Source organism: Chitinophaga sp., assembly GCF_017745275.1.
GTDB lineage: Bacteria > Bacteroidota > Bacteroidia > Chitinophagales > Chitinophagaceae > Chitinophaga.
Map to the genome: position 1 here is coordinate 865,338 of NZ_JAGHZS010000002.1, position 24,937 is coordinate 890,274.

Annotated in this window: 22 protein-coding genes; 8 read left to right on the forward strand and 14 right to left on the reverse strand. The window is 47.3% G+C overall.

The window, feature by feature from the left end:
- Positions 1-6 precede the first annotated feature (6 nt).
- From J7623_RS09245 to J7623_RS09265, 5 genes are all read right to left on the reverse strand, one after another.
- Positions 7-1,452 (reverse strand): c-type cytochrome domain-containing protein, encoded by a 1,446-nt coding sequence (locus J7623_RS09245; RefSeq protein ID WP_291919537.1) that lies wholly within the window; start codon positions 1,450-1,452, stop codon positions 7-9.
- On the reverse strand, positions 1,452-2,378 hold the full coding sequence (locus tag J7623_RS09250) for a sugar phosphate isomerase/epimerase (protein WP_291919538.1): 927 nt from the start codon (positions 2,376-2,378) through the stop codon (positions 1,452-1,454). Before J7623_RS09250 ends, J7623_RS09245 begins: the two co-directional genes overlap by 1 nt.
- Positions 2,379-2,381: 3 nt before the next feature.
- A complete protein-coding gene (locus J7623_RS09255; RefSeq protein ID WP_291919539.1) occupies positions 2,382-3,878 on the reverse strand; it encodes a DUF1501 domain-containing protein in 1,497 nt (498 codons plus the stop codon).
- A 5-nt stretch (positions 3,879-3,883) separates the two neighbouring features.
- Entirely contained in the window at positions 3,884-6,610 is a 2,727-nt protein-coding gene (locus tag J7623_RS09260; protein ID WP_291919540.1) for a DUF1553 domain-containing protein, read from the reverse strand.
- Between the two features lie 89 nt (positions 6,611-6,699).
- Positions 6,700-7,581: an AraC family transcriptional regulator gene (locus J7623_RS09265; protein ID WP_291919541.1), complete on the reverse strand. Its 882-nt coding sequence runs from the start codon at positions 7,579-7,581 to the stop codon at positions 6,700-6,702.
- 271 nt (positions 7,582-7,852) lie between these two features.
- Between J7623_RS09265 and J7623_RS09270 the strand changes: the two genes are divergently transcribed.
- The 3 genes from J7623_RS09270 (at position 7,853) to J7623_RS09280 (ending at position 9,039) form a co-directional block, all read left to right on the forward strand.
- Positions 7,853-8,206: a hypothetical protein gene (locus tag J7623_RS09270; RefSeq protein WP_291919542.1), complete on the forward strand. Its 354-nt coding sequence runs from the start codon at positions 7,853-7,855 to the stop codon at positions 8,204-8,206.
- 3 nt (positions 8,207-8,209) lie between these two features.
- Positions 8,210-8,368: a hypothetical protein gene (locus J7623_RS09275; RefSeq protein WP_291919543.1), complete on the forward strand. Its 159-nt coding sequence runs from the start codon at positions 8,210-8,212 to the stop codon at positions 8,366-8,368.
- A 431-nt stretch (positions 8,369-8,799) separates the two neighbouring features.
- Positions 8,800-9,039: a hypothetical protein gene (locus tag J7623_RS09280; protein ID WP_291919544.1), complete on the forward strand. Its 240-nt coding sequence runs from the start codon at positions 8,800-8,802 to the stop codon at positions 9,037-9,039.
- Between the two features lie 11 nt (positions 9,040-9,050).
- Here J7623_RS09280 and J7623_RS09285 read toward each other — a convergent pair whose 3' ends face one another.
- Complete coding sequence (locus tag J7623_RS09285) at positions 9,051-9,635, reverse strand: pentapeptide repeat-containing protein (RefSeq protein ID WP_291919545.1); 585 nt, start codon at positions 9,633-9,635, stop codon at positions 9,051-9,053.
- 32 nt (positions 9,636-9,667) lie between these two features.
- Between J7623_RS09285 and dinB the strand changes: the two genes are divergently transcribed.
- Positions 9,668-10,852, forward strand: a complete 1,185-nt coding sequence (gene dinB, locus J7623_RS09290) for a DNA polymerase IV (protein WP_291919546.1) — start codon at positions 9,668-9,670, stop codon at positions 10,850-10,852.
- Between the two features lie 426 nt (positions 10,853-11,278).
- On the opposite strand, the gene J7623_RS09295 is transcribed toward dinB, so the two are convergent.
- The 5 genes from J7623_RS09295 to J7623_RS09315 form a co-directional block, all read right to left on the reverse strand.
- The gene (locus J7623_RS09295) at positions 11,279-11,683 is read right to left on the reverse strand and encodes a contact-dependent growth inhibition system immunity protein (RefSeq protein WP_291919547.1); all 405 of its coding nucleotides are present in this window, start codon (positions 11,681-11,683) and stop codon (positions 11,279-11,281) included.
- A gap of 459 nt (positions 11,684-12,142) precedes the next feature.
- Positions 12,143-12,454 carry a hypothetical protein gene (locus J7623_RS09300; protein WP_291919548.1) on the reverse strand — a complete coding sequence of 104 codons (312 nt, stop codon included), beginning with the start codon at positions 12,452-12,454 and terminating at the stop codon, positions 12,143-12,145.
- A 93-nt stretch (positions 12,455-12,547) separates the two neighbouring features.
- Positions 12,548-13,447, reverse strand: a complete 900-nt coding sequence (locus tag J7623_RS09305; protein WP_291919549.1) for an NAD(P)/FAD-dependent oxidoreductase — start codon at positions 13,445-13,447, stop codon at positions 12,548-12,550.
- 83 nt (positions 13,448-13,530) lie between these two features.
- Positions 13,531-14,367 carry a hypothetical protein gene (locus J7623_RS09310; protein WP_291919550.1) on the reverse strand — a complete coding sequence of 279 codons (837 nt, stop codon included), beginning with the start codon at positions 14,365-14,367 and terminating at the stop codon, positions 13,531-13,533.
- Positions 14,368-14,694: 327 nt separating this feature from the next.
- Positions 14,695-16,455 carry an ABC transporter ATP-binding protein gene (locus J7623_RS09315; RefSeq protein WP_291919551.1) on the reverse strand — a complete coding sequence of 587 codons (1,761 nt, stop codon included), beginning with the start codon at positions 16,453-16,455 and terminating at the stop codon, positions 14,695-14,697.
- Positions 16,456-16,574: 119 nt separating this feature from the next.
- Here J7623_RS09315 and J7623_RS09320 point away from each other — a divergent pair, with 119 nt between their 5' ends.
- Positions 16,575-17,093: a DUF4251 domain-containing protein gene (locus J7623_RS09320; RefSeq protein WP_291919552.1), complete on the forward strand. Its 519-nt coding sequence runs from the start codon at positions 16,575-16,577 to the stop codon at positions 17,091-17,093.
- A gap of 116 nt (positions 17,094-17,209) precedes the next feature.
- Here J7623_RS09320 and J7623_RS09325 read toward each other — a convergent pair whose 3' ends face one another.
- A complete protein-coding gene (locus tag J7623_RS09325; RefSeq protein ID WP_291919553.1) occupies positions 17,210-17,689 on the reverse strand; it encodes a GNAT family N-acetyltransferase in 480 nt (159 codons plus the stop codon).
- A gap of 59 nt (positions 17,690-17,748) precedes the next feature.
- Between J7623_RS09325 and J7623_RS09330 the strand changes: the two genes are divergently transcribed.
- The 3 genes from J7623_RS09330 to J7623_RS09340 all read left to right on the forward strand — a co-directional run bounded on the left by J7623_RS09330 (position 17,749) and on the right by J7623_RS09340 (position 22,525).
- Positions 17,749-18,369, forward strand: coding sequence for an HAD family hydrolase (locus tag J7623_RS09330; RefSeq protein WP_291919554.1), 621 nt, complete (start codon positions 17,749-17,751; stop codon positions 18,367-18,369).
- 331 nt (positions 18,370-18,700) lie between these two features.
- A complete protein-coding gene (locus J7623_RS09335; protein ID WP_291919555.1) occupies positions 18,701-20,560 on the forward strand; it encodes a family 16 glycoside hydrolase in 1,860 nt (619 codons plus the stop codon).
- A 21-nt stretch (positions 20,561-20,581) separates the two neighbouring features.
- Positions 20,582-22,525: a hypothetical protein gene (locus tag J7623_RS09340; protein WP_291919556.1), complete on the forward strand. Its 1,944-nt coding sequence runs from the start codon at positions 20,582-20,584 to the stop codon at positions 22,523-22,525.
- A 124-nt stretch (positions 22,526-22,649) separates the two neighbouring features.
- On the opposite strand, the gene J7623_RS09345 is transcribed toward J7623_RS09340, so the two are convergent.
- Positions 22,650-23,906 carry an aminopeptidase P N-terminal domain-containing protein gene (locus J7623_RS09345; RefSeq protein ID WP_291919557.1) on the reverse strand — a complete coding sequence of 419 codons (1,257 nt, stop codon included), beginning with the start codon at positions 23,904-23,906 and terminating at the stop codon, positions 22,650-22,652.
- A gap of 135 nt (positions 23,907-24,041) precedes the next feature.
- Positions 24,042-24,881 (reverse strand): DUF6597 domain-containing transcriptional factor, encoded by an 840-nt coding sequence (locus tag J7623_RS09350; protein ID WP_291919558.1) that lies wholly within the window; start codon positions 24,879-24,881, stop codon positions 24,042-24,044.
- Between the last annotated feature and the right edge of the window lie 56 nt (positions 24,882-24,937).

Below are 24,937 nucleotides of genomic sequence, written 5' to 3' on the forward strand. Positions count from 1 at the left end.
GCATGATCATCCCGCTACTTTGTGATACACCGTCGTATCTGAAGCCAGCAGCGGTAAATGATAACCGCCGGTATCAATGGTCAGCTTTGGCATATATTTACGTAGCTCCGCCACTGCTGCCGGGCTAACCCCCGATTGGTACAGGAATACCTGTTGCAGTTTTTTGTTTTTCTGGAGAGATGTTAAAGATTCCCCTGCCACCGCGGTTCCCGCCAGGTTGAGATAACGCAACTCTGTACAGGCATTTAACGATGACAACTCCTTGCCCTTTACGCCCGTATTCCGGAGATCCAGCCGTACCAGGTGCGTGAGCTTGCCTATCACGCCAAACGAGCTGTCTGTTACCCGGGTACCGGCCAGATTCAGCCATACCAGTTGCGCTTTCAGCGGCAACAATAGCTGCATATCTTCATTGGTGAAATTAGATGCGTTGATGCCATCTACATTGATGTAGTTGCTGCCGGCAGCTACCGGCAATACTTTCATGCCTTTTGCTTCCAGCTTCGCCAGATGTTCTGCACTAACCGCATTTACCTTTTCTTCCGGGATAAACTCCTGCTTATCCCACGGGGTAGCCGGTTGCATGCCTTCCAATACTGCCAGCATCAACGGTGTTTTGGTAAGTTCTTTGACCGTTTTACCGGTAGGAGCGCCCTGTGAAATCCACCAGTGCAGCAGTTCCAGCTCCTGCGGTGTTACGCCCGGTTTACCTTTGGGCGGCATGCGGTGCTCATCTTCCTCAGGTAAAATCAGTCGCTTGAATAATTCACTTTCTTCCGGTACACTATCTTTTAACACCGGTCCATGCTCGCCACCTTTACGGATTAATTCCACTGACTCCAGCCGCAGGCCACCTTTCAGCTTTTGCTCATTATGACAACCATAACAACGGTTCGTTAACACCGGCATCACCAGGTCTTCATATACCCGCGCATCCCCAATATTCGTATAGGCTGCCACGTGTGCTTTTGCGGCGCCCACGCCGGTCAGCTTCCGTAAGCCATCCGGCATGGCCTGCGTGAGATAGTCATCACCATGCGTCAGGCTGCCGCCGTAGTGGCCTGCTGCACTCAGCAGCAATACCATCACTACCGAAGCAGGCACCTGCCATTTGCGCAACTGTCCCTTATGCTTATTCTTCTCCAGGATATACAGGCCGGTGCTGACAACGGCCACGCCTATACCGAGATATTTGTGCGTGAGCAATAAATTTTCTTCGTAGCCTCCATCAAGCGATAGCATATACCCGGTGATACAACTGGCGATGGCAGACAATGCCGCAATCAACAGCGTAGCCGGTAAAGCGCCCTGTAAGTGCCGCCATTTTTCCCGGCGGGCCAGCAGGGTCAGGATGCAGGCAATCAATAATATGCCAATTGGCAGGTGGACCAGCAAAGGATGCGAACGCCCTATAAACATGCTCCAGCTGCCGGTATTTATCAGTAGTCTCATTATTTACTATAGCGTTGTTTAAGCTGCTTCATCATATATACATTGATATCCCATTGATCGGCCAGCGGCTGACGGGTATACGGCAGGGTAGGCAGGTAATCAGCCGGACCAAACTCCGTAAGGAAGGTCAGCGGCTTACCGGCTGTACGGTGATACTGTACTACCTGGTCCCACCACGCGAAGTGCGCTTTTACCGCACCTTCCCATTCCGGCGCCCGTGGATCGTTTACCTGTGGGCCTTCCGGGTGACCAATACGCGCGTGTATATGTGACGCGCGTTCCAGCGCTTTGGCAACGGTGGCAGATTGATCCTGTAACAGCGACTCATGTACATTGCACCAGTGTGAAATATCGAGGGTGAGCCGCAGGTCTGGCTTAGCTTCGATAAACTGCCGTGCCACATGTGCTGCAAACAGCATCCGTGAACGATGCGTTTCATGATACACCGGTACGCCGGATTGTTTGGAGATGCGAACGGTCATGTCGATCAGGGCGCAGTTTTGCGCAAAAGTGAAATAGTCTTTCCCGGAATGGCAGTTGATATACAACGGTTTTACTTTGCTGCTGGTAGCGGCTTTCAGCATGGTTTCAAACTGCTGTGCGTGTTTCGTATAGTCGCTGTCGTAGCCTGCGGCTAAGAAACCCACCTGCATATCATGCTTCGCCAGTGCGGCAAACAATTCCTGTTGTGCGCCGGCCTCTCCGGGCCACCAGACTTCCAGTCCGTCGTAGCCGGCCTGTTTCGCCTGTTGGCAAAAGGCATCTATACTACCGTTGTATCCCCAATTGGTAGCCAATACAATTAACCGGAATCCTTCTTTTGCAGGAGCCATACCGGCGGCAGCAAAAGAGGGGAGAGATGGTAAACATAACGCAGAAGCCATGATGGCAGATTGTTTCAGAAAATTTCTTTTTGTTTGATCCATGTTTTAGCTAAGTATGGGTGTAATAACTCTTCCTCCGGTATCTGTTAAGCGGAAAGGACGTCCCTGGAACTGATAAGTGAGTTTTTCATGATCTAATCCCAGTTGTTGCAGGATGGTAGCATGAATATCGTTGATGGCTACTTTACCTTTTACAGCGGCATAGCCTATTTCATCGGTTTCACCGAAGGAGCAGCCTCTCTTGATACCAGCGCCGGCCATCCACATGGTGAAAGCTTCTACGTGGTGGTCACGGCCCAGGAAAGGCATGTCTTTCCCATCCCTGTTTTCCTGCATAGGGGTACGGCCAAATTCGCCGCCCCATACTACCAGGGTTTCATCCAGCAAGCCACGTTGCTTGAGATCCTGCAGCAGCGCGGTAATGGGGCGGTCTATCTCGCGGCATTTGTTGCGTAAGCCGTAGTCGATAGAACCTCCTTCATCGGTGCCGTGTGTATCCCAGCCCCAGTCGTACAGCTGTACGAAACGTACCCCCTTTTCTACCAGCTTGCGGGCCAGCAGGCAGTTGTTGGCAAAGGATTCCTTGCCTGGCTGCGTGCCATACATTTCATGGATATAATCCGGTTCGTTGTTGATGTTCATCACATCCGGAACAGAGATCTGCATTTTATACGCCAGTTCATACTGGGAAATGCGCGCCAGTGTTTCCGGATCACCGAAGGCGGTGTATTCTTCTTTATTGATTTCGTTAATCGCGTTAATAGATTCCTTGCGCAGATCTCTGCTCATCCCATCGGGATCGGTAAGATACAGTACCGGCTCACCTTTGGTTCTGCATTGTACGCCCTGGTATACAGAGGGCAGGAAACCGCTGCCCCATACGCTTTTACCGGCATCAGGTGTTTTACCACCGGAGGTCAGCACCACAAACCCGGGCAGGTTGCTGTTTTCAGATCCCAGGCCGTAAGTCACCCAGGAACCGGTGCTGGGGCGACCCAGGCGCGCGCTACCCGTTTGCATCAGCAATTGGGCGGGACCGTGGTTGAACTGGTCTGTTTGTACCGCTTTCAGGAAGCTCACATCATCGGCCATGGAGGTGAAGTGTGGCAGGTGATCTGAAATCCAGGCCCTGGATTCTCCATGTTGCTTAAATACCGCCTGTGGCCCCAGCATTTTAGGAACGCCCCTGATGAACGCAAACTTTTTACCTTCCAGGAGGGACTGTGGACACAATTGGTTATGTAGTTTTGCCAGTTCAGGTTTATAGTCGAATAATTCCAGTTGAGAAGGAGCGCCGGCCATATGCAGGTAAATTACTGCTTTGGCTTTGCCGGGGAAGTGCGGTGGTTTAGGTGCCATGGGGTTGCCCGCGGCATCTACCAATGTTTTGTTGCTGCTGCTACTGCTGCCGCAACTGGCCAGGAAAGAGCCTAATGCAGCTGCTCCGAGGCCTGTAACACAATCCTTCAGAAAGTGACGCCGGGTAAAAAAGCGCAGGGTAGTATCATTTGCTTCCTTGATCAGTTTTGCATGTTTGGTCATACTGCTTAGGATTTAGTCAGGAATTCATCCAGGTTCATAATTGCATTGGCCACTACTGCCAGGGCAGCCAGTTCGGCCTGTTGCGGTTCACTGTTTTGGCTTTTCAGCATTTTTTTAGCGGCATCAGGATCTTTCCGGAATTCCTTCAGCGCCTGGGTATAAAGTGTTTTTAACACATTCAGCTTATTATCCGGGATGGTTTTATACAAGGCTGTCTGATAACCCCAACGGATACACGCTGCTACATCCTTGCCACCGTTTTGCTGCATATGTTTTGCCAGCACAGCAGCAGTTTCCAGGTACACGGGATCATTCAGTGTAGTGAGCGCCTGTAAGGGTGTGTTAGTGCGGATACGGCGTTGCAGGCATACTTCGCGGCTGCTGCCATCAAAGGTAATCATAGATGGATAAGGGCTGGTACGTTTCTGATAAACGTATACGGCTCTCCTGTATTGATTGCCATCTGTGGCGGTCACCCAACTGGCGCCGTTATATACCGTTTGCCAGATATTGTCGGGTTGATACGGCATTACGCTGGGGCCATGCATTTGTGGATTGAGTAAGCCGCTTACGGTTAACGCCTGGTCGCGTACTTCTTCTGAAGTAAGACGGAAGCGGGAGCCTCTTGCCAGCAGGCGGTTAGCGGGATCTTTCTCCAGCATTTCCGGTGTGGCATTCGACGTTTGTTTATACGCGTTAGACATTACTATTTCTTTGAGCAATGGCTTCATGTGCCATTTGTATTCGTGCATAAACCGGTAGGCCAGGTAATCCAGCATTTCCGGGTGGGAGGGCAGGAAGCCCTGTGTGCCAAAGTCCTCCAGTGTTTCCACGATACCGGTACCGAAAATTTGTTCCCAGTAGCGGTTAACCATTACGCGGGCGGTAAGTGGATTCTGAGTAGACGTCATCCATTCTGCTAAACCGAGGCGGTTGCGCGGCGCATTTTTAGGGAAAGGATTGAGTACGGCCGGTACATCCGGGGTAACTACGCGACCTTTCACCAGCCAGTTGCCGCGTTCAAATACGTGGGTGGTGCGGGCCATGTAGGCGGGGTTTTCTATCATCACGGGTACATCGTCGGGATTCTGATTGATCAGCGCCATCATTTCTGCGTTGATCTTATCATATCCGGGTTTTCCTTTGCCGGGCATATCGCCGCGGAAGGCAAACCATTCGATGGCACATACCGCATCATTCGGGTTAATAGCCGGGTTGCGGAATACCAGGTAGAGATCATGGGTGCCGGTGATAGCAGGTAAAGGCATGGCGATGGCAAGCCGTCCGTTAGTAGTGGCTAACTGGTGGGTGAGGATCGTTTTACCTTTCAGGCTATCGAGCCGGATTTCCATGGTGCCACCGGGATTGCCGGTCCAGTAGTTCATGAAGAGCTGTGTTTTTCCATCCAGTTGCTGGCGAGGAAGACGGCAGCTACCGTTATGTCTTACGCCCATGTACTTGGTATCGAGCAGGGCGCCGTTGATATATTGATCTGCATCGTGGGCATGTACTTTTGGCTCCAGTACTTTCAGGAATTCCTGTACGTCCTGCAGTTGACTTTTGTTGCCATTTTGTGCAACCCAGTTACTGATTTCACCTACCTGCGCAAGACTAACGCTGTCGTATAAACGCAATTTAGGATGCTCCATATGGGTGTCTTCATCGCGGGTATTATTCAGGAAAGCGAGTAGTTTATAGTAGTCTTCGAAGCGGAAGGGATCGTAAGGGTGGCTATGGCATTGTACGCAGGCGATGGTTACGCCCTGGAATACATCCATGGTAGTGGCCACGCGGTCCATCACAGCGGCGGTGCGGAATTCTTCGTCCTGTGTACCTCCTTCATCATTGCACATGGTGTTGCGGTTAAACGCAGTAGCGATGAGCTGTGCATTGGTAGGGTTGGGCAGAAGATCTCCGGCCAGCTGGTTGATGGTGAAGCTGTCGTAAGGCATATCGCTGTTAAAGGCGTCAATCACCCAGTCGCGGTACCGCCATATTCTGCGGCCTTCATCTCTTTCATAGCCTTTGGTATCGGAATAGCGGGCGAGGTCCAGCCACATGGCAGCCCAGTGTTCGCCGTAGTGGGGCGATTGCAGCAGTTCGTCTACTATTTTTTCGTAGGCTTTGGGATCTTTGCTTTCGGCAAAGCGTTTAGCCATTTCCGGTGTAGGTGGCAGGCCGGTGATATCCATGCTGACGCGGCGCAGTAATGTCATTTTATCGGCTTCAGGTGAAGGTTTGAGGCCTTCTGCTTTCAGCCTGGCTTGTATGAAACGGTCAATGTTGTTGCCATTGGCTACGTCTATATCAGGTACGGTTACTTGTTTGGGTGGTACATAAGCCCAGTGTTCGCCCCATTCGGCGCCTTCTTTCACCCAGCGGGTGAGAATATCGATTTCTGATTCGGTGAGAGGTGCGCCTTTTTGCGGCATCCGCTCTTTAGGATCTTTGCAGGTAAGGCGGCGGATGAATTCACTCTTTTCGGGGTGACCTGGAATAATAGCGGGTTTACCGGATTTGGTGTTACCCAGGGCTTCTTCCCGGAACAGCACACTAAATCCGCCGCTTTGTTTCACGCCTCCGTGGCAGCTGATACAATGCTTGTTCAGCACAGGTTTTACCTCGGTGCTGTAATCTACCTTTTTCTTGGAATGACAGGCGGCCAGCGTGATGCCTGCGCCCGCAGCAATAGTGAGGACAACCGTTATCCTCAACGTGGAAAAATAGTGCATTGGCAATTAATTGTTCACGTTGTAAAAATAGGTGGACCCCGACAGAATGCTGCTAGATGATCTGCTGTTTTTGATGGATTATATTACGGTTACACTTTCTTTTCGCGGTACTGGTTGGGAGATACGCCCATTACTTTGGTAAACATCCGGGAGAAATAATAAGGGTCTTCCATACCCAGTTGCATGGCTACTTCTTTAATGCGTAAAGGAGTGAAGAGCAGGTATTGGCAAGCCTTCTGCACTTTCAGGTGATTGAAGTATTCAATGGGAGAGAAGCCGGTATTGTTTTTAAAAAGAAAGGAAAAGTGCGACTGCGACAGGTTTACAGACTTGGCCATTTGTTGCAGGGTTAGCATTTTATCGAGGTGATTATTCATGTAATCAATGGCCATGTCTACGGCATCATGCTGCTGTGTTGATTTTCCGGGTTTGTTGACGCCAGGATATATGCAGGACGCCAGAAAGGACCAGAAGTTCATATTCGAATACACGAGGTTTTCCTGGCGATAGCCGCGCGCAAGTGGTTGATAAATAGTCTCAAATTGTTCCAGCCGCTCCGGTGAATGCGGCAAAAAAGTTTTATGTCCATTCCATTCCCGGATAGCGGTATCTACAAGCCCATTGGCGCTGCTGCCTAAAAAATGTACCCAGTAAATAGTCCATGGATCGGTAGCATCGGCGCTGTATTCGTGTGCCAGCTTGCGTGGCAGCAGGAAGCACTCGCCGGGTTGAACAGTAAATGTTTCTTTTTTAATGGTGACAGTTCCTTTGCCGTCTACGCAGTAAATAAGAATGTGCTGATCGGCTCCCTGCGTTCTTTTCCGGTGATGGAAAAGCGCTTTGGGATAATAGCCGATGTCTGTAATGTAAAGTGGCGTTAGTACAGGTTCTTTTGCACAGTTTTTATTCAGGATGTTGCGGGGAATCACAATCATGCGTTGCCCCTGGAAACCTTCCTTTTTCCTGATCATCACGTTGGTTTTATTAGCTGTCAGCAGTTAGCTTTTAGCGTTTAGTTATTGCATGATCTTGACAAGTCCCTAACAGCTAATAGCTGACAGCTAGTAGCTGCTCCGGCGCAAAGTCAATAGCAGACCGGATTATAGTAGCATTGTTCGTTAATGTCTCTCCCAATATATTAAAATGAAAACGGCAATCAATATTTTTTAATTTGGAAACTTTCAGAATATTTTGAAAATTCAATAAGTTAAAATAACTTTGAAGGCAGAAAGCAACCGATGTATGATGAATACCATTGCGTACCTGGTTTACATGGCACTTACCTACCTGATCACCGTAAAAGTGGGATGGATATTTTACCGTAACGGCAGGGTGTTTATCCTCGGGCTACTGCAGGGAAATGTTGCACTCACCGACGCCATTAATAATATTTTACTGGCAGGATATTATCTCGTGAACATAGGCTATGCCACGGCGATGATCAGCAACTGGCCACCCATTCCGCACCTGTTAGTTATGCTAACAGTGATCGTCACCATGACCGGCCAGATCCTGCTGTCACTGGGCGTTATGCACTGCTTTAACATGCTCGTTATCTATTTTATCAGCAAACGGAATATTTACCTAAAATCCTAGTATATGGTACAATCCCTTAATTTCATTGCCTACACGATCTACCTGCCCATTGTAATGTTAGTTACCTGGTTGGTAGCACACACACTTTTTAAAAACAGCCGGGTGTTTATGCTGGATATTTTCCATGGCAAAGACGACCTGGCAAATGCTACCAACACCTAATTTGAAACAGGATTTTACTTACTCAACCTGGGCTTTGCTTTCCTGATCATGGAAATAGCGCAAAAGATTAATACCCCCGGCGCTTTAATGGAAATTTTGAGTGTTAAAATAGGAGGCTTCCTGATTTACCTGGGCATTATGTTGTTCCTTAACCTGTATTTGTTTTTCAGAGGAAGAAGTATTTCAAAAGAGAAACGAAGTGTAGTAACACTATAGCTGGCCTTTCATCCAACCCAAATTGCGGGCGCGGGAATTAATTTCCGCGCCTTTTTATTTTGAAGTCGTTTGAGAGTAGCCGGATTTTTTTGTCGATAAGCCTGCAAATGAATTGAGTATTTGTATATTTGCTTCAGATAATAAGCCTGCCTGCGGTGTCTATTTCCCCTTTTTCGTATTGCGTGGCTAATGAACTGTGCACTTAAATAACCGTCATGAAAAAATCATCTACTGTAGGAAAAGTTGAATTGAAAATAGAAGAAGAGAAATCCGAACATGGCAAAGATGAAGCTGCCAACTGTTCGCCACCTGATAAGAGCCTTGATTCCGAAGAAGAAATTACAGATATGAAATCAGATAATCTGGATATTGAAGCACTACAAAGTAGATACTGGGCTGGGTTGGGATTAGATTCCATACCAGGTGAAGAAGATGTAACGGATCGTTCTGAATAGACTTCCTGTGTTTATTGCACAATCTCCACGCCCAATCCATCCAACAACGCTAATGCATCAGGCAGGCTAAACTTCGCTTTTCTTATTTTATTCTCCTGCACGTTTATGGCATAGCGATGTGCCCCCACAAAATTAGCCTGGGTTAAATCAGTGCCCACAAATCTGGCCCCGGCAAGATCTGTACCGGTGAAGTTGGCCTGTGTTAAGTTACAATCGGTAAAGTCAACTTCATCTGCCTGGCAATGAATAAACACGCCTTTCTTCAGGTTTTTGCCGGCAAACGTTCCGTAGCTGAGGCGGCAATGCTGAAAGTCTGCCGTAAGTGGATCGCGGGCATTCGTCCAGGCCACACCGATGGCTTTGGAATGTTGTAATACGATCCGGCTGAAAGTTGTTTTTTTGAACTGGATCAGCGATAAATCGCAATCTTCAAACGTACAATTTTCAAAAGAGCAGTCAATGAAAATGCATTCCTTCAGGCTGCACTTGTGGAATTGGCATTCATAGAATTCCTTGCCGGAAATAGTGTTGCCATCCCATATGATATTTTCGAATTTTTGGTGTTCGTAAGCGTATTCCTGATCGTTGTTATTCACAATAAAGAAATTAGGGTTTAAAGATAGCGTATTTGCTGCTTTGGCTGCATGGCCGCATTTCTTTTCGTTGTATCTTTGAGGGGCTTCCTGGTGTAGACATGGAGAAAGACGTTCACAGCATACAACGAAAAATTATTCATATTGATATGGACGCATTTTATGCGTCTGTAGAGCAACGCGATAACCCGCTTTATCGCGGCAAAGCGATTGCAGTGGGAGGCTCTCCGGAAGGACGGGGAGGAGTAGTAGCTACCGCCAGTTATGAAGCCCGTAAATTTGGTGTACGTTCTGCCATGCCTTCCAAGCGGGCATTACAGCTTTGCCCGGAGTTGATATTTGTTCGCCCCCGTTTCGATGCCTACAAAGAAGTATCCCGTCATATCCGCGAAATATTTGCGCGCTATACAGATTTGATTGAACCGTTGTCGCTGGATGAAGCCTACCTGGATGTAACCAGCGATAAACAAAATATTGGCTCTGCCATTGAAATTGCCAAACAGATCAAACAGGCCATCCGTGAGGAGCTGCAGCTCACCGCATCCGCCGGTATATCCGTCAATAAGTTTGTTGCTAAAATTGCGTCAGATTTGAATAAGCCGGATGGACTTACCTTCATTGGGCCCTCTTCCATAGAAGCATTTATGGAAAAGCTGGCGGTAGAGAAATTTCACGGAGTCGGAAAGGTCACTGCCGATAAAATGAAGCGGATGGGGCTTTTTACCGGGGCCGATCTTAAAAAGTTATCAGAGCAGGACCTGAAAAATCATTTCGGTAAAGTAGGTAGTTTTTATTATCGTATAGTACGCGGGCAGGACGACCGGGAAGTGCAGCCTCACCGGGAAACCAAATCACTGGGTGCAGAAGATACGTTCCCATATGACCTTACTACTATTGAAGAGATGGAAGCAGAGCTGATCAAAATCGGTAAAACGGTATACGACCGGCTGCAGCGATATCAACTGAAAGGGCGTACTATTACACTGAAGATAAAGTACAGTGATTTTAAGCAGATCACCCGCAACCAATCTTTTTCATCTCCGGTAGGTGATTTTGATACCATTGTTGAAACAGCCAAACAGTTATTGGCCGCCTCTGAGCACGAAAACAAGCGTATACGACTGCTCGGTATTACGTTGTCGAATTTTCATGAAATAGCGGCACCCGAAGAGAAACCACTTACTGCTACGCAATTGTCGTTGTTTGATTTCGAAGACTAGCTGTTAGCCGTTAGGTTTTAGCTTTTAGCTTTTAGCAAAATGCAGCGAAGATGATTATATATTGATCTCCGCTGCATTTTGCTAAAAGCTAAAAGCTAGTATCTGACAGCTAATAAGCGTTAGTCAATGTCACGAATGATCAGCGCGGATTTTGTCTTTGTGCCTCATTAGCAGGATTATCCTAATTTCTCATTTTGAGTTTTAAGTGTAAAAATGACAATAAATAGCGGTTACATCCGCTCTTTTTCATCTTCCCAAACCTAAAAATAAAAAATCAGTATAATCCCGCTAATAGGGTACAAAGACAAGTTCCCGCTGATCATTCGTGGCAATAGCTTTCCGCGGCATTTTTGCTAAAATGCTACCACAAATAAAAAGTAAATTGGAATGAAGCAGTTCGCCTAAACGGCGTTACCTGTAACGTTATTACGCTTCTGCCTTCTTACGCCAGAATTCAGGTAAGTCGATTTCAGTTTCTATTTCTTCACTTCTCTCCTGCATCATATTGATGAGGCTTTGATGAAGATCAGGGTGTTCTCCCCAATAGGTAGAAGGTACGTCCAGTACATTCTTCAGCAGGTCTCCAGGATACATACCGGCAGTTACCAGTACATCATTTTTTAATATCTCTAAGGCCAAAGGTACCAGGTAGGTAGGATTGAATGATTGTCCGATTAATGTCCGCAATTCACTGGCGGATAATTTTGCTACAGGTACCTTTACTAATGCAAGAGATTTCTGAGTTATTCCTGAATCTTCTGTGGTGGTTCCCCATGTCTTATTCTCCAACTGCTCCAAAGATTTATATCTCCAGATATCTTTCTTATTCATAAAAATGTGTCTCTCTTTTCGTGCTAATAAAATAGTTATTTATGAAAGTGATTTCAACGCGCAATCTTTCTTTTGATGGTGATCATCTGCAGAGCCCTGCGGAGTTTGTGCAGGTGTTGCGGTAGCCGGTCAGCGCCGGCGGTTATAAGAAACCAGGATCAACAGCTATAAATATAATAAATATTGTTGACGCAGAAATATTATTTTCTGCCTTTAACATTTTTTATAGTCTTTCTATGGAAGTGGAGTGCTGCAAAAATGGCCATGGTATTGTGTTATATCAGTGTAACAGGAGTGCTTGAATTTTTTTTTAACGTTTTATTTTATGCTGATGACTACCCATCACAAGGTAAGAAGGGAAGTAAGACGAATCACTTGTCGCCATAACCACGTGGGTGGGCAGCAATAAAAAGAGGTGTAACAGTCCACTGCTACACCTCTTTCGTATAATCATCTTAGTTAGGCTGTTTTCTGGTATTTAGGCAGCACTAGTAATTTTACGATGCTATGTGCTGCACCGGAAAGTGCAAACGCAATCAGCAACAGTAAGGCAGCCTTTCCTGGTGTATCGAATACATCAAGAACACCGGATACCGATTTCCCGGCATACATAATAGCAATCAGGGTTGCCAGTGCGCCGGTGATCCACAGGGTAATGTGCGACCATAGGTATTTCTGTTTCTGAAAGCCAGCCTTTCCAAAGGAAGTGAATAGGAGGAAAACGTGGGCCAGGAAAAATACAGCGGCCAGGGCAGTTAGGGTAGTGAGCATTCTGGTTAATTTTGGTGATGGCAATATAGTCAGTATAACTAAAATATCAAAACCTTTTCACATATACAAGCGTAATCACTGTATTTCCCCGAATTAAAAATCAGCCAGTATCAGTTCCCGGTTCATGGCAGCTCCGGCCATATTGCCCGCAGCTACTGCTGCCGCTACCGAACGCATGGGAGAGGTGGCATCTCCGGCCGCATACACGCCCGGAATATTGGTGGCCTGAAAATGATCTACAGACAGATGCCCCATTTCTGTTAAGTTACAACCCAGGGCTTCCGGAATAGCACAGTGCTGCCGGAAGGGTGGGCGACTATACAATGCCGCTACCGGATGTGTGCTACCATCTTTCAATAAAAGATGCGTTACTTGTCCGTTGACCGCAACGATTTCTTCCACCAGCTGCTCATTTACCGTAATCCCGTGCCCGGCTAATTTTGCAGTTTGTTCTGCCGACAACTGTGAGGTACCATGGGTAAATACAGTCAACTGTTGGGTCCAGTTGTGAATCAACCGGGCGAAGTCAAATGCAATGTCGCCATTGGCCAGGATGCCGGTCGGCGCCTGTTTTACTTCATAGCCGTGGCAATACGGGCAATGCAATACAGAGATCCCCCAGGATTCCGCAAACCCTTTGATGGCAGGCATTTCATCTTTCACACCCGTGGCAAAAAGCAGGAGACGGGCCTGGAACGTATTGCCGGCAGCGGTGCGGAGCAGGAAGCCCGTCGCATTTTTTTCTGCGCTGACAGCCAGCTCATTCCTGAAATGTACCTCCGGATATTGGGCTACCTGTTCTTTTGCTTTGGCAGCAATATCTGCAGGCCTGGCGCCATCCTGGGTAAGAAAGTTATGTGAGTGTGGTGTTTGCTGATTGCAGGGAGCGCCACTGTCCAATACCAGCACTTTTCTGAGTGAGCGGCCTAATGCCATGGCTGCAGAAAGCCCGGCATAGCTGCCCCCGGTAATAATGACGTCGTATGATTGCATATGCTTTTGTATAAGTCAGCTGCAAATATACACAAATGCAACTTTGTTGCATTTATTTTTTGGCAAAAAAAATTCGCATATGGTTATCCGTTATCGTCTGTACCCGCGCGGATGTTGGAAATATGTTCGGCGATCAGGTGAAGCCGGTAATAATACTTCTCAAAAATATCATCATACATCCGGTGCCTGTTTTCCAGGAAGGCATTCATGGCCTCATGAATAAATTCCTCAAAGGTATGGTGTTCACTCACTTTGATCACACATTCAAACACAGGCTCCATACTGGTGGCAAATTTGGGTTTAACCTGTATATCAGCCATGCAGGTGATCATATCTTTATACAGGTTGGGCGCTTTGGCAAAAGGTACATAATGGATGGCGGTAAATCCATCTTCATCATACACATATTTATCTACTTCCTCAGACAACAGGTATTGTACCACCTCGCGGTTGTTATTATGCCTGGTAGCCAGTAGCAAGGGTGTATCCAGGCTGGCCAGTACAAAATTAAAATGAATGTTATGCTCAATCAGCAGCAACAACATATCTGTTATAGCAACAAGGCGATTGTGTTTAAAAATATAAGCGATGGCAAAAAGATAATCCGGGTTATCTACCACCAGCCGGGCGCCTTTTTTCAAGGCGTATTGCACGGCCTGCGGCTTATTGGCACCAACCGCACAAAAGATAATGGGAATTATGCCTTCTCTCTTATAATGTATATCTGCTCCTCCTTCTTCAATTAATAATTCTGCTGCTTCAAAAAATATTTCCTGGTTTTCGAGTAAATCGCAAAGTAATTCGGAACGCTCATCCCGTGTAAGAGAAGAGAGATTGTATCCAAGCCCGGTGATAATTTCATCTGGCTCCTGGCTGATTTTCACTTTGCGCTTCAGGTCGTACAGTGAAATTTTTTGCATATGGTAGTCATAGTGTCTGATAGCTACTGGGAGAGAACCTTGGCATAGGATGAAATGAAGCCATTAGCTTTTAGCAAAATGCAGCAAACGATAATGTAATAGCATCTCCGCTACATTTGCTAATAGCTAAAAGCTAACAGCCAACAGCTTCTGATAATATTTATCCTTTAAAAATCAATTCGTCTGATAATGGTCTGCGATCAAAGGTAATAATTTTTAATATATGAGTGGCCATTCTTCCCCAACACGATACTTTAACTGCAAAAAGTGCCGTGAAAGAAAGTATGGTCTAACGTATACGGAGGTACGTAAATACCACTATGGCGCTTACGCACTTTCCTGGTGCCGCCACAATTCCTGGAAAGCAGGACTGTGTTGGCGGAGATAAGCAAAGTTACCTTCCGCTATAATGTTACCCTGGTGTAGTACATAGATATAGTCGAACTGGGGCAGCAGGTGCAACCGGTGCATCGCAGAAATGATGGCCTTATCTTCAAAAGCCTGGAACATTTTGTCGTAGATCATCGCTTCCGTTTTAGGATCTACACTGCTGGTGGGTTCATCGAGGAGTATTACCTGGCTGTCGCGGGCTGCCAGGATACCACGTGCCAGCGCCAGCCGCTGTTTTTGTCCGCCGGAAAGGTTCACCCCTTTTTCCCGGATATCGGCAGCCAGTCCTTCTGGTAATTGGGCTACCACTTCCGAAAAATGCGCACTTTCACATACGGACATTACTTCATCGGAGGAGAAGGGGAGGCCCAAAGTAATGTTGTATTCAATGGTGTTCTCAAAAATTTCCGGTTCCTGTGGAAACAAGGTCACGCTTTCGTTCAGGGAAGCTAACGGTAACGGTACTCCGTCCACCTGCAAGGAGGTGGTGGCCGACGGTTCATACAATCCTCTCAGAATCGCCAGCAAAGTGCTTTTCCCGCTACCGCTGGCGCCTATCAGTGCAATCTTCTTTCCTTTTTCGATCAGTAGTTGCAGGTGATGTAAACTGTGAGGACCTTCCACCGCCTCATCTTCGGCTACATGGGAAAAGCTCAGTTCGCGGATGCTGATTTGCTGCCAGTGTGCCGGCAGTTCCGGCGCGGTGTCAGGACGGTGATGCGCCTTATAAGCGTCACTGATATTGGAGGCGGTTTCTACAGCCGTATTGAATTGCACCACATCGGTATATTGCCATGCGGCATCCTGGAACACGCTGGTGAACTGGTTTACATAGCCCAGTAACATCACCAGGCCTGCTACCTGGAACATTTCTCCCGGCACCCAATGCTGGAAAATATATCCCAGGGCAATTACACAGTAGATCAGCGCAATCACCATTTCCGCTGCAAACCATTTCCATTCATTGATCAGCGTATTTTTCCGAAAGGGAGGCCATATGCGCTGTACTTTCGCCAGCAGCCCGTTTTCCATACTCTTCTCCAGGCGTAGCGTGATCACCGTCATGATGTTGGAAAGGCTGTCGAACAACGTGGCAGATACCACGTGTTCCTGCTCATTCACTTCATCCAGTGTTTTGATAAACGGACCGTCGAAATATAGCAACAGCCACATACACAATACACCCATCGCAATACCAATGCTACCGTACAACGGAGAAAAGTATAACATGGCGGTCACGGAAAATAGCAGCTTACAAAGGGCGTGCATGTACATAAATCCATGCTCAAAAAAATCTTTCAGCGACTCATGCGCTTTCCGGATCCGGTTAATCACTGCACCGCTATGGTTATCCTGGTGCCATTTTACAGGTAAATGAAGTGCCTGGTGATATCGCTCCTGGAGGAAGTTGCGGCTAAGATTAAAGGCCAGTTGACGCTCCATGATCCTGGCCGGACCATGAAGGCACCATTCTCCGAATTTGATGGCCAGGTATCCGCCCACGTATAGCAGTGCATAACGGGGGAGGTTAGCAGTATCCTGTTGTACTTTGCCAATAAACCAGCCAAACAGCATGGGGGCCAGCGAGAAAACGATATTCGCCAGGAAAAATAAAGTATAGATCAGCAGGTACTTTTTACGCTGATGCCTGGCGTACCTCCAGGCTGTTTTTAGTAGAGAAATATATGGGTTAGACATGATTCCGTTTTAATCATCTCTTAAAATTAAGTTATTTAACAGGAAGCCCGGCAAACAAAAAATGACGAACGGCTGTTATGGTACGATATTGGCATATGCTCATCGTTAAATCTTACCATATGAAAAGGTTCTTAGTTTTAAAAACATGCCTGCTTTTTGCAATGGCCCTTACCGTTACCACCAGTCTTTTTGCGCAGCAAACCAAGGCGCAGAAAAAAGCCGAAAAAATAGCGCAGATTAAATCATTGATTGACGCGCAAAACTATGTATTCGTGGCGCAGAATGCCTTCCCAATGGGTGGCCGCATGCGAAATATCACACCCGATTACAATTTGACAGTTGCTACCGACTCCGTTGTTAGCTACCTGCCGTTTTTTGGTCGCGCTTACACTGCAGATTTCGGTGCTACCAAATCGCCGCTGGATTTCAAAACCAAATCCTTCGATTATACCGCGAAGCCAGGTAAAAAAGATGGCTGGATAATTACTATTAAGCCTAAAGACAACAAAGGGGTGCAGTCCATGAATTTAACCGTTTCCAGTGAAGGCTATGCGTCTTTGCAGGTAACCAGCAATGATAGATCTGCGATGAGTTTTAATGGATATGTGACAGAGCGGAAAGTGAAGAAAAGTAAATGATAAAGCAGAAAGCTGAAAGCATAAAGCACAAAGCTATTGGAGCGATTGATATAAGCGGGTATTAAATTACTCATACGCTTATATCAATCGCTCCAATAGCTTTGTGCTTTATGCTTTCAGCTTTCTGCTTTATCCAGCTCCTTTACCATTTCATAGTTCACCAGCCCCACTTCTCCCAACTGTACCTCCTGCATTTTTACCACACGGAATCCTTGCTTTTCGAAAAAAGGTTTTGCGGTAATACTCACATAAGCGGTGAGAGAGGATAGTCCTAATGCCGCGGCCTTATTATAAATCTGTTGTATAAGCAGGGTAGCAATGCCTTGTCCCTGGAAGTCTTTGTGTACAAACATCATATCCAGTTCCCCGTCCGCTTCCACGGAGGCAAAGCCGGTAATGGTGTCGTTTGCGGTAACTGCCACATAAAAATATTGTTCTTTAATTTTTTTTTCGAGAGAAGTGGTTCTTTCTCCTGTGGCCGCCCAGGCGCTGACTTGTGCGGGATTATAATGTTGGCTGTTAACATTCATAATGGTGCCCTGGTACAGGTTTTTCAGTGCGGGGATATCCTGCAGGGTTGCTTTCCGTATTTGCATCAATGATGTTTTAATGCAAGGATAACGTTAATTTAGTGACCTGTTAAATTTTTTTCCAAATGGATAACCATACAAAAATTACCACCTTATTCCTGGACATCGGGGGAGTATTACTGACGAATGGCTGGGACAGGGCTGCCCGCAAACTGGCGATTCAAACTTATGGTCTGGATGCCGTGGAGATGGAAGAACGGCACCACCTTACTTTTGATACCTATGAAGAAGGTAAGCTGACCCTGGATGAATACCTGAACCGGGTGGTATTTTATGAAGACCGCTCCTTTACGCGCCAGGAGTTCCGCGACTTTATGTTTGCGCAAACGGCGCCCTACCCGGAAATGCTGGAACTGGTAGCAAAGCTGAAAGCAAAGTACAAATTAAAAATTGCGATCGTTAATAATGAGGGCCGGGAACTGAATGAGCACCGGATCAGGCATTTTAATATCAGCAGCTTTGTTGACTTTTATATTTCTTCCTGCTTTGTACATTTCCGCAAGCCTGACGCAGATATTTATAGGATAGCGCTGGATATTGCGCAGGTAAGGCCGGAAGAGGTGGTGTACCTGGAAGACCGGTCTATGTTTGTAGACGTGGCAAATGGCCTGGGCATTAATGGCGTTTGCCATACCGATTATGAAAGCACCGTAAAACAACTGGCTGCTTTCGGGCTTGTACTGTAATAGATAAAATAGAAGAGAAATGTAAAAACGACGTTTAATCGTTCAATACATTTCTCTTCTTTTTAAATAAAATTAAAAATAACTTCTTCTTCTTTCCGTCCCACTTATTTACCGTTGGTGTAATTTTTTGACCCCTGCTACCAACTTTGTTATAATTAATTTCTATTTTGTCGGCTCGTTTGAAAATTAGCATAGTTCCACGTTTTAGCGTAGTTGATAATTTAAATTTCATTAACATTTGGGATAACAGATATAAAGAAACAGATGCAGATGGCCGTTAAGCTAAATGCATTTAGCAATCAATGTAAACTTTTTAAAAAAATCCAGATCTATGCTTAGATGGAACAAGTTCCGTCCAAAGTTGAAACAGTTAAGTGTGTACGACCGGAGAACTTTGGTATTGATTTTAAGTATTGGCAGTTGTCAGCAGATGATGGCCCAAAACAAACTGCCATTAACAGATTTATCTGCATTCGCACAACCCGGCGCTAATTGGCGTATAGCCGGTGGCGTTAAAGCAGACCTGCAACAGAACAATGTACTGCAAACCACTGCAGGCATCGGTATCCTGGTAAATTTACCAGAGAAAAATACCCACGGCAAAGACCTTTTCAGCTCATTACAGCATGGTGACCTGGACCTGGAACTCGACTACCTCATGGCCAAAGGTTCCAATTCCGGTATATACCTGCAGGGAAGATATGAAATCCAGTTGCTCGATAGCTGGGGCACCACCAGCCCAAGCGCCTCCGACAACGGTGGTATCTATCAACGTTGGGACGACAGCAAACCATCCGGCCAGCAAGGCTATGATGGCCATGCGCCCCGCCAGAATGTAAGTCGCGCTCCCGGCTTATGGCAACACATGAAAATCGCTTTCCAGGCACCCCGCTTTGATGCTGCCGGCAACAAAATTGCCGATGCCGTTATCTTAAAGCTGGAACTGAATGGTGTCACCATCCAGGAAAATGTAGTACTGTCGGGCCCCACCCGCGGCGCCATAGAGAATAATGAAGTTGCTTCCGGACCGCTCCGCATACAAGGTGATCACGGCACCGTGGCCTTCAGAAACATCGTTATCAATAACTACAGTGCACCGAAGCCAACGTTGCACGACGTGAAATACAGCGTATATAAAGGCCAGTTCGATAAGCAACCCGACTTTGCTACGCTGAAACCTGTTGCCACCGGCACCGCCACGCAATTAACGCCTAACATCACCGGTCTGCCGGACAATGAGTTCCTGGTGCGTTATACTGCTACACTCTCTGTAAAAGCAGCTGGTAACTACCATTTCAACCTGCATACTTCCGGTGGTCCGGGTATGCTGAAAATAAACAACCAGGCGGTGATCAATCCACGTGGCTGGGATGGTAACGGCAACATAGAACTGGCCGCCGGCGATTACCCGGTAGAAGTGCTGTATGCCAAAAACACTGATTGGGCTAAAGCTTCGCTCACCTTATCCGTGAAAGAAGCCAATATCCGTGAATTTGTGATCAGCGACCTGAATGTGCCGGCAGATGATCCTACCGACCCAATCCTGGTGACTGCAAACGAAAACACCGTATTGCGCAGCTTTATGGATGTTCGTGGCGGCAAACGGGTGGTACACGCCATTTCTGTAGGTAGCCCTGCCAAGGTGCATTACACCTATGACATGGACAACGGTTTACCAATGCAGGTATGGCGCGGCGAATTCCTGAATACCACTCCCATGTGGCACGATCGTGGCGATGGTTCTTCCCGCCCAATGGGTACCGTACAGGTGCTGACTAATCAGCCGGCACTGGCTATTGCAAAGCTGGCCAACAAAGATGCTGCCTGGAGTACAGATACGGCCGGCACCAGCTTCCGTCCAACCGGTTATGCACTGGATGAAAGCGGAAAGCCCACTTTCCACTATAACGTATACGGTACTGCCGTTACTGATGATATCAGCGTGCTGCCGGAAAACCAGGGTATTCATCGTACTGTTACAGTGCAACAACCTGCCGCAGATCTCTATCTCCGTATAGCCGTTGGAGATAGCATAGAGCAGTTGTCTCCCGGCCTGTATGTGATCGGTGATAAATCTTATTATGTGAAGATGGACGATGCCAAAGCAACTCCTATCATCCGCAACCAGAACGGACGCGCAGAACTGATTGTGCCGGTACAGGCGAAAACAGGCTATGCGGTTATCTTCTAAGCAGCAATACTCATGACTATTATGAAACTGAATTATAAAAGAATTACAGCAGGAATAGCCGCCGGTATGTTCCTGATGACCACCACCATCACCGCCGTAAAGGCACAGGAATCTCCCAAGGAAGAGGACTTTTTCCGCATTGCGCGCATCAGTTCACCCGAAGGAACCCTGCTGGAAGTAGGTGGCTTATGCACCCTCCCGAACGGCGACCTGGGCGTAGCTACCCGCCGCGGTGATATCTTTATTGTAGAGAATCCTGCCAGCAGCAAACCTTACTTCAGAAAAGTTGCTTCAGGGCTGCATGAAGTACTGGGACTGGCGTATAAAAACGGTTCTCTTTATTGCGCTCAGCGCGGTGAACTCACCAAAATGACCGATACCAACATGGACGGTAAAATGGACCTGTTCGAAACCGTATATTCATGGCCGTTATCCGGTCACTATCATGAATATAGCTTTGGCCCCGTATTGGGCACCGATGGTTCTTTCTTCGTATCCGGTAACGTTGCTTTCGGTGATGAAGAATGGTGGCGTGGTGAAAGCCGTGTTCCCTGGAGAGGCTGGATGATGCACATCACAGAAGATGGTAAAATGGAACCATGGGCTACCGGTTTCCGCTCTCCCTGCGGCCTCGGTATGATCGATGGAGAATTGTTTTATACTGAAAACCAGGGCGACTGGATGGGATCCGGCGGACTCACCCACGTGAAGAAAGGTAGCTTCGTAGGTCACCCTGCAGGCTTACGCTGGACAGGGCTGCCCAATTCCCCGGTAAAACTTACTACCGAAGAACTGTATAGCAAAGTAGATCCCCGCTTCCGCAGAGATGCCAATGGCAATGCCATCAAACCGGAAAACGTGGAAAACGAAAAGTTTGTGACGCTGTTCGACATGAAGAAATACTTCCCTGAAGTACAGCTTCCTGCAGTATGGTTGCCCCACGGCGTATTAGGTATTTCCAACTCACAGATCACTACTATTCCGGAAGGAGCCTTTGGTCCGTTCACCAAACAAATACTGATCGGCGACCAGGGACAAAGTAAAATTATGCGCGTATTCCTGGAGAAAGTGAAAGGCGAATACCAGGGCGCTGCCTGGGATTTCAGAAGTGGCTTCCAGTCGGGCGTACTGCGCCTGGCATGGGGAAAGGATGGTTCCCTCTTTGTAGGTGAAACCAACCGCGGATGGGGTTCTGCCGGTGATGCCAACCAGGGCCTGCAACGCCTCGTTTGGAACAACCGTGTGCCTTTCGAAATGAGAACTGTAAGTGCAATGCCCGACGGCTTTGAAATTACTTTCACACAGCCGGTAGATAAAAAATATGCAGAAGATATTGCTTCTTACAATGTAGAAAGCTTCATCTATAAATATCATCCGGTATATGGCAGTCCTACAGTAAACACCGAGAAACTCAACATCAAAGGTGTACAGGTATCTCCTGATGGGATGAAAGTTCGCCTCGTAATTGATGGCCTGCGCCAGTACTACATCCACAAACTGAGCCTGAATGGCATCCGCACTACGGAGCATGCTTATTCACTGGTTCACCCGGACGTATACTATACGCTGAACAACATTCCCGACGGCGACAAGCTCCCGGTTGCTGCACTGAGCACTAAAAACTCTGCTGCAAAACCTGCTACCACTGCTACCAAAGTAGCAGATGCCAAAGCTGCATCTACGGCACCGGTACCAGCCGCTGCTAAGCCGCTGACCTACGAACAGGTAAAACCTTTACTGAACAAATACACCTGTTCTTCCTGCCACAATCCTGATAAAAAGCAGGTAGGTCCTGGCTTCAAAGATGTAGCTAAAAGAAATTATTCCGTAGCAAAAATATTATCGCTGATCAAAAATCCTAAGCCGGAAAACTGGCCTGGCTATGCAACGCCAATGCCGCCTTTCCCGCAGGTACCACAAGCTGATGCGGTGAAGATTGCAACGTGGATTAATTCATTGAAGTAAGCAGAAAGCAGAAAGCTTAAAGCAAAAAGCTATTGAAGCGAATGATAAACGCAAATGAGTAATTACGATACTCGCGTTTATCATTCGCTTCAATAGCTTTTTGCTTTAAGCTTTCTGCTTTCTGCTAGTTCATCAACTCCTCTATTTCCTCCGCTTCCTTCGGAATATCTTCCATCAGATCTTCACAGCCGTTGATGGTAACCAGCAGGTTGTTTTCTATCCTGATACCAATCCCTTCTTCTGCATTGTAAATACCAGGTTCGTTGGTGATGACGGCGCCCACCGGCAGCGGTTCATGGAACCAGGCGGGGTCATGAACATCGAGGCCAATGAAATGGGATACGTTGTGATAGCTGTATTTCTGCAGGTAGAAGGCCTCACCGTTGCGACGGATATCATTGGGCGTACATAAGCCCAGCTGGCAGAGTGCTTCCAGTATCAGTTCATTTGATGCCTGCCATACCTCTTTCATGGCGATGCCGGCGCGTACCTGTTGCCGCACCTGGTGATGTACATGTAATACAGCATCGTAGTACGCGCGTTGGCGCGCAGTATAACGACCATTCACGGGAATGGTGCGGGTTAGGTCTGCATTGTAAAGATCCTGGCTGGCAGCGGCATCTATGAGTACCAGGTCACCGTCTTTTCCCGCAGTTTCATTGGCCCGGTAATGAAGAATACAGGTATCTGCCCCAAAAGCTACAATGGGTTCATAACCGGCCCAGGTAGTATGGTGTTGCATATATTCATGGATCATTTCGGCGGCTACCTGGTAGCCGGTTTTCCCAGGCTTTATAAATTTTAATAAGCGACGGAAGCCAGCGCCGCTTACTTTACAAGCCTGGCGCATCAGGGCAATTTCTTCCGGCGTTTTGGACATGCGCTGCCTGCCCAGCAAGGGATATAAGCGGTCGTATTCATGCAGGGGAAATTTACGCCTGCAGTCCAGCAGGAGCCGGTCTTCGCGTGTTTGCGTTTCATTTTCAGAACGGGCATGTTCGTTGGAATAAAGGAAAATACGGCGACAAAGCGGGATCACTTTTTTCATGATCACGTCGTATTCATCCGTGAAGAATACAGTATCGATACCGGATATTTTGGTAGCAGCGGCTTTGTCGAGGCGGTGTCCCAGCCATTTCACATATAACTGATCCGTGCGCCGGATAAACAATATTTCCCGCAGGGAAGGCTCCGGGTGCTGCGGACAAAGTACCAGCATGGCATCATCTTCTTTGATGCCAGTGAGATAGTAGAGATTTGAATTTGGAACGTACCGCATGGTGCCATCTTCATTGGTAGGCATAATATCGTTGGCCGTCAGGATGGCTACGGCATCTGGCGGAAGCTGGCTAACCAGTCTTTGGCGCTGGGTGGAAAACATAGACGATGTGCTTTTGTTGCACAACAAACTTAAGAGGAGTGGAGAAGGAAGTTGGTGTAAAAACGCGACAGAATTTAGGAGAGCAGAAAGCAGAAAGCAAAAAGCTATTTTAGCGAATGACTAATGCGGTTACTTCTATATGCTTTGTTCATTCGCTAAAATAGCTTTCTGCTTTCTGCTTTCTGCTCTCCTCCGCCAGTCTTTCCGGAAGTGCGAGAAGTCGTGATATCCCAATGCTTCCCAATCTGCTTTGTAGCCGTGTTGTACATATTGCATCACCGCTTCCCGGAAGCGTAAAATAGACAGGCAATGCTTGGGTTGCACGCCCAGCGAAGCCGTAAAATATCTTTCCAGCGTGCGGGGGGAAAGGTATAACAGGGCAGCCAGTTTCTTGAGCTGGTAGCCGGATTGCAACAGGGCCGGGCTGTTGAGTGATTGCTGTACATAATGAAAATGCCTGCTGTCGGCCGGCAAGGGCGACTGTGCCCGCAGGAACTCATCCAGCAATGTTTTGATCTGATCAGGATTGACCGCCTCATAAACAGCAGCTTCCAGCCTGGAGATATTGGGTACAGCATCGCCGGCGGGAAGTGTTTTTCCATTGATCTCGGCTCCTTTGATATGAAACAGGTAGTTCAATGAGGCCGGTTTAAATTTGATGCCTACCAGGTAGTTATTAAAGAGATGGCGATACGCTACAGCAGTGGGCCTGTAACCAAGTAATTCACTGTGCGTGCTGGTATGCAGGAACTTGTTTTGCGCATCATATATTTCAAACGGAGCGCCCAGGTTAAGCACCAGCGAAGAGCAGAGATTAGCCAGCAGTAATTCGCGGAACTCCTGTTGTTGCAGTTGAGGCTGACGAAGATCCAGCAGCCAGTAATACACCACGTGCGCTGAAAGATCCTGCGCGGGCGCCATGAAGCGGTACTGCCTGGAAAAATATTGCTGGTCTATGAGCTCAATGGCTTGCATGGCGGAGCATTGATTGTATCCGCAATTTACAAATAAGCCGTTATTATTTTTTCCAG

Excerpts from the sequence above, each read along its gene's own strand:
- J7623_RS09270 (WP_291919542.1), top strand. The coding sequence starts at position 7,853 with ATGATGAATACCATTGCGTACCTGGTTTACATGGCACTTACCTACCTG.
- J7623_RS09345 (WP_291919557.1), bottom strand. The coding sequence starts at position 23,906 with ATGTTTTCCACCCAGCGCCAAAGACTGGTTAGCCAGCTTCCGCCAGAT.
- J7623_RS09340 (WP_291919556.1), top strand. The coding sequence starts at position 20,582 with ATGAAACTGAATTATAAAAGAATTACAGCAGGAATAGCCGCCGGTATG.
- J7623_RS09245 (WP_291919537.1), bottom strand. The coding sequence starts at position 1,452 with ATGAGACTACTGATAAATACCGGCAGCTGGAGCATGTTTATAGGGCGT.
- J7623_RS09295 (WP_291919547.1), bottom strand. The coding sequence starts at position 11,683 with ATGAATAAGAAAGATATCTGGAGATATAAATCTTTGGAGCAGTTGGAG.
- J7623_RS09265 (WP_291919541.1), bottom strand. The coding sequence starts at position 7,581 with ATGATCAGGAAAAAGGAAGGTTTCCAGGGGCAACGCATGATTGTGATT.
- J7623_RS09330 (WP_291919554.1), top strand. The coding sequence starts at position 17,749 with ATGGATAACCATACAAAAATTACCACCTTATTCCTGGACATCGGGGGA.
- J7623_RS09255 (WP_291919539.1), bottom strand. The coding sequence starts at position 3,878 with ATGACCAAACATGCAAAACTGATCAAGGAAGCAAATGATACTACCCTG.
- J7623_RS09335 (WP_291919555.1), top strand. The coding sequence starts at position 18,701 with ATGCTTAGATGGAACAAGTTCCGTCCAAAGTTGAAACAGTTAAGTGTG.
- J7623_RS09310 (WP_291919550.1), bottom strand. The coding sequence starts at position 14,367 with ATGCAAAAAATTTCACTGTACGACCTGAAGCGCAAAGTGAAAATCAGC.
- J7623_RS09280 (WP_291919544.1), top strand. The coding sequence starts at position 8,800 with ATGAAAAAATCATCTACTGTAGGAAAAGTTGAATTGAAAATAGAAGAA.
- J7623_RS09305 (WP_291919549.1), bottom strand. The coding sequence starts at position 13,447 with ATGCAATCATACGACGTCATTATTACCGGGGGCAGCTATGCCGGGCTT.
- J7623_RS09315 (WP_291919551.1), bottom strand. The coding sequence starts at position 16,455 with ATGTCTAACCCATATATTTCTCTACTAAAAACAGCCTGGAGGTACGCC.
- J7623_RS09325 (WP_291919553.1), bottom strand. The coding sequence starts at position 17,689 with ATGCAAATACGGAAAGCAACCCTGCAGGATATCCCCGCACTGAAAAAC.
- J7623_RS09260 (WP_291919540.1), bottom strand. The coding sequence starts at position 6,610 with ATGCACTATTTTTCCACGTTGAGGATAACGGTTGTCCTCACTATTGCT.
- J7623_RS09350 (WP_291919558.1), bottom strand. The coding sequence starts at position 24,881 with ATGCAAGCCATTGAGCTCATAGACCAGCAATATTTTTCCAGGCAGTAC.
- J7623_RS09275 (WP_291919543.1), top strand. The coding sequence starts at position 8,210 with ATGGTACAATCCCTTAATTTCATTGCCTACACGATCTACCTGCCCATT.
- J7623_RS09320 (WP_291919552.1), top strand. The coding sequence starts at position 16,575 with ATGAAAAGGTTCTTAGTTTTAAAAACATGCCTGCTTTTTGCAATGGCC.
- J7623_RS09250 (WP_291919538.1), bottom strand. The coding sequence starts at position 2,378 with ATGGATCAAACAAAAAGAAATTTTCTGAAACAATCTGCCATCATGGCT.
- J7623_RS09300 (WP_291919548.1), bottom strand. The coding sequence starts at position 12,454 with ATGCTCACTACCCTAACTGCCCTGGCCGCTGTATTTTTCCTGGCCCAC.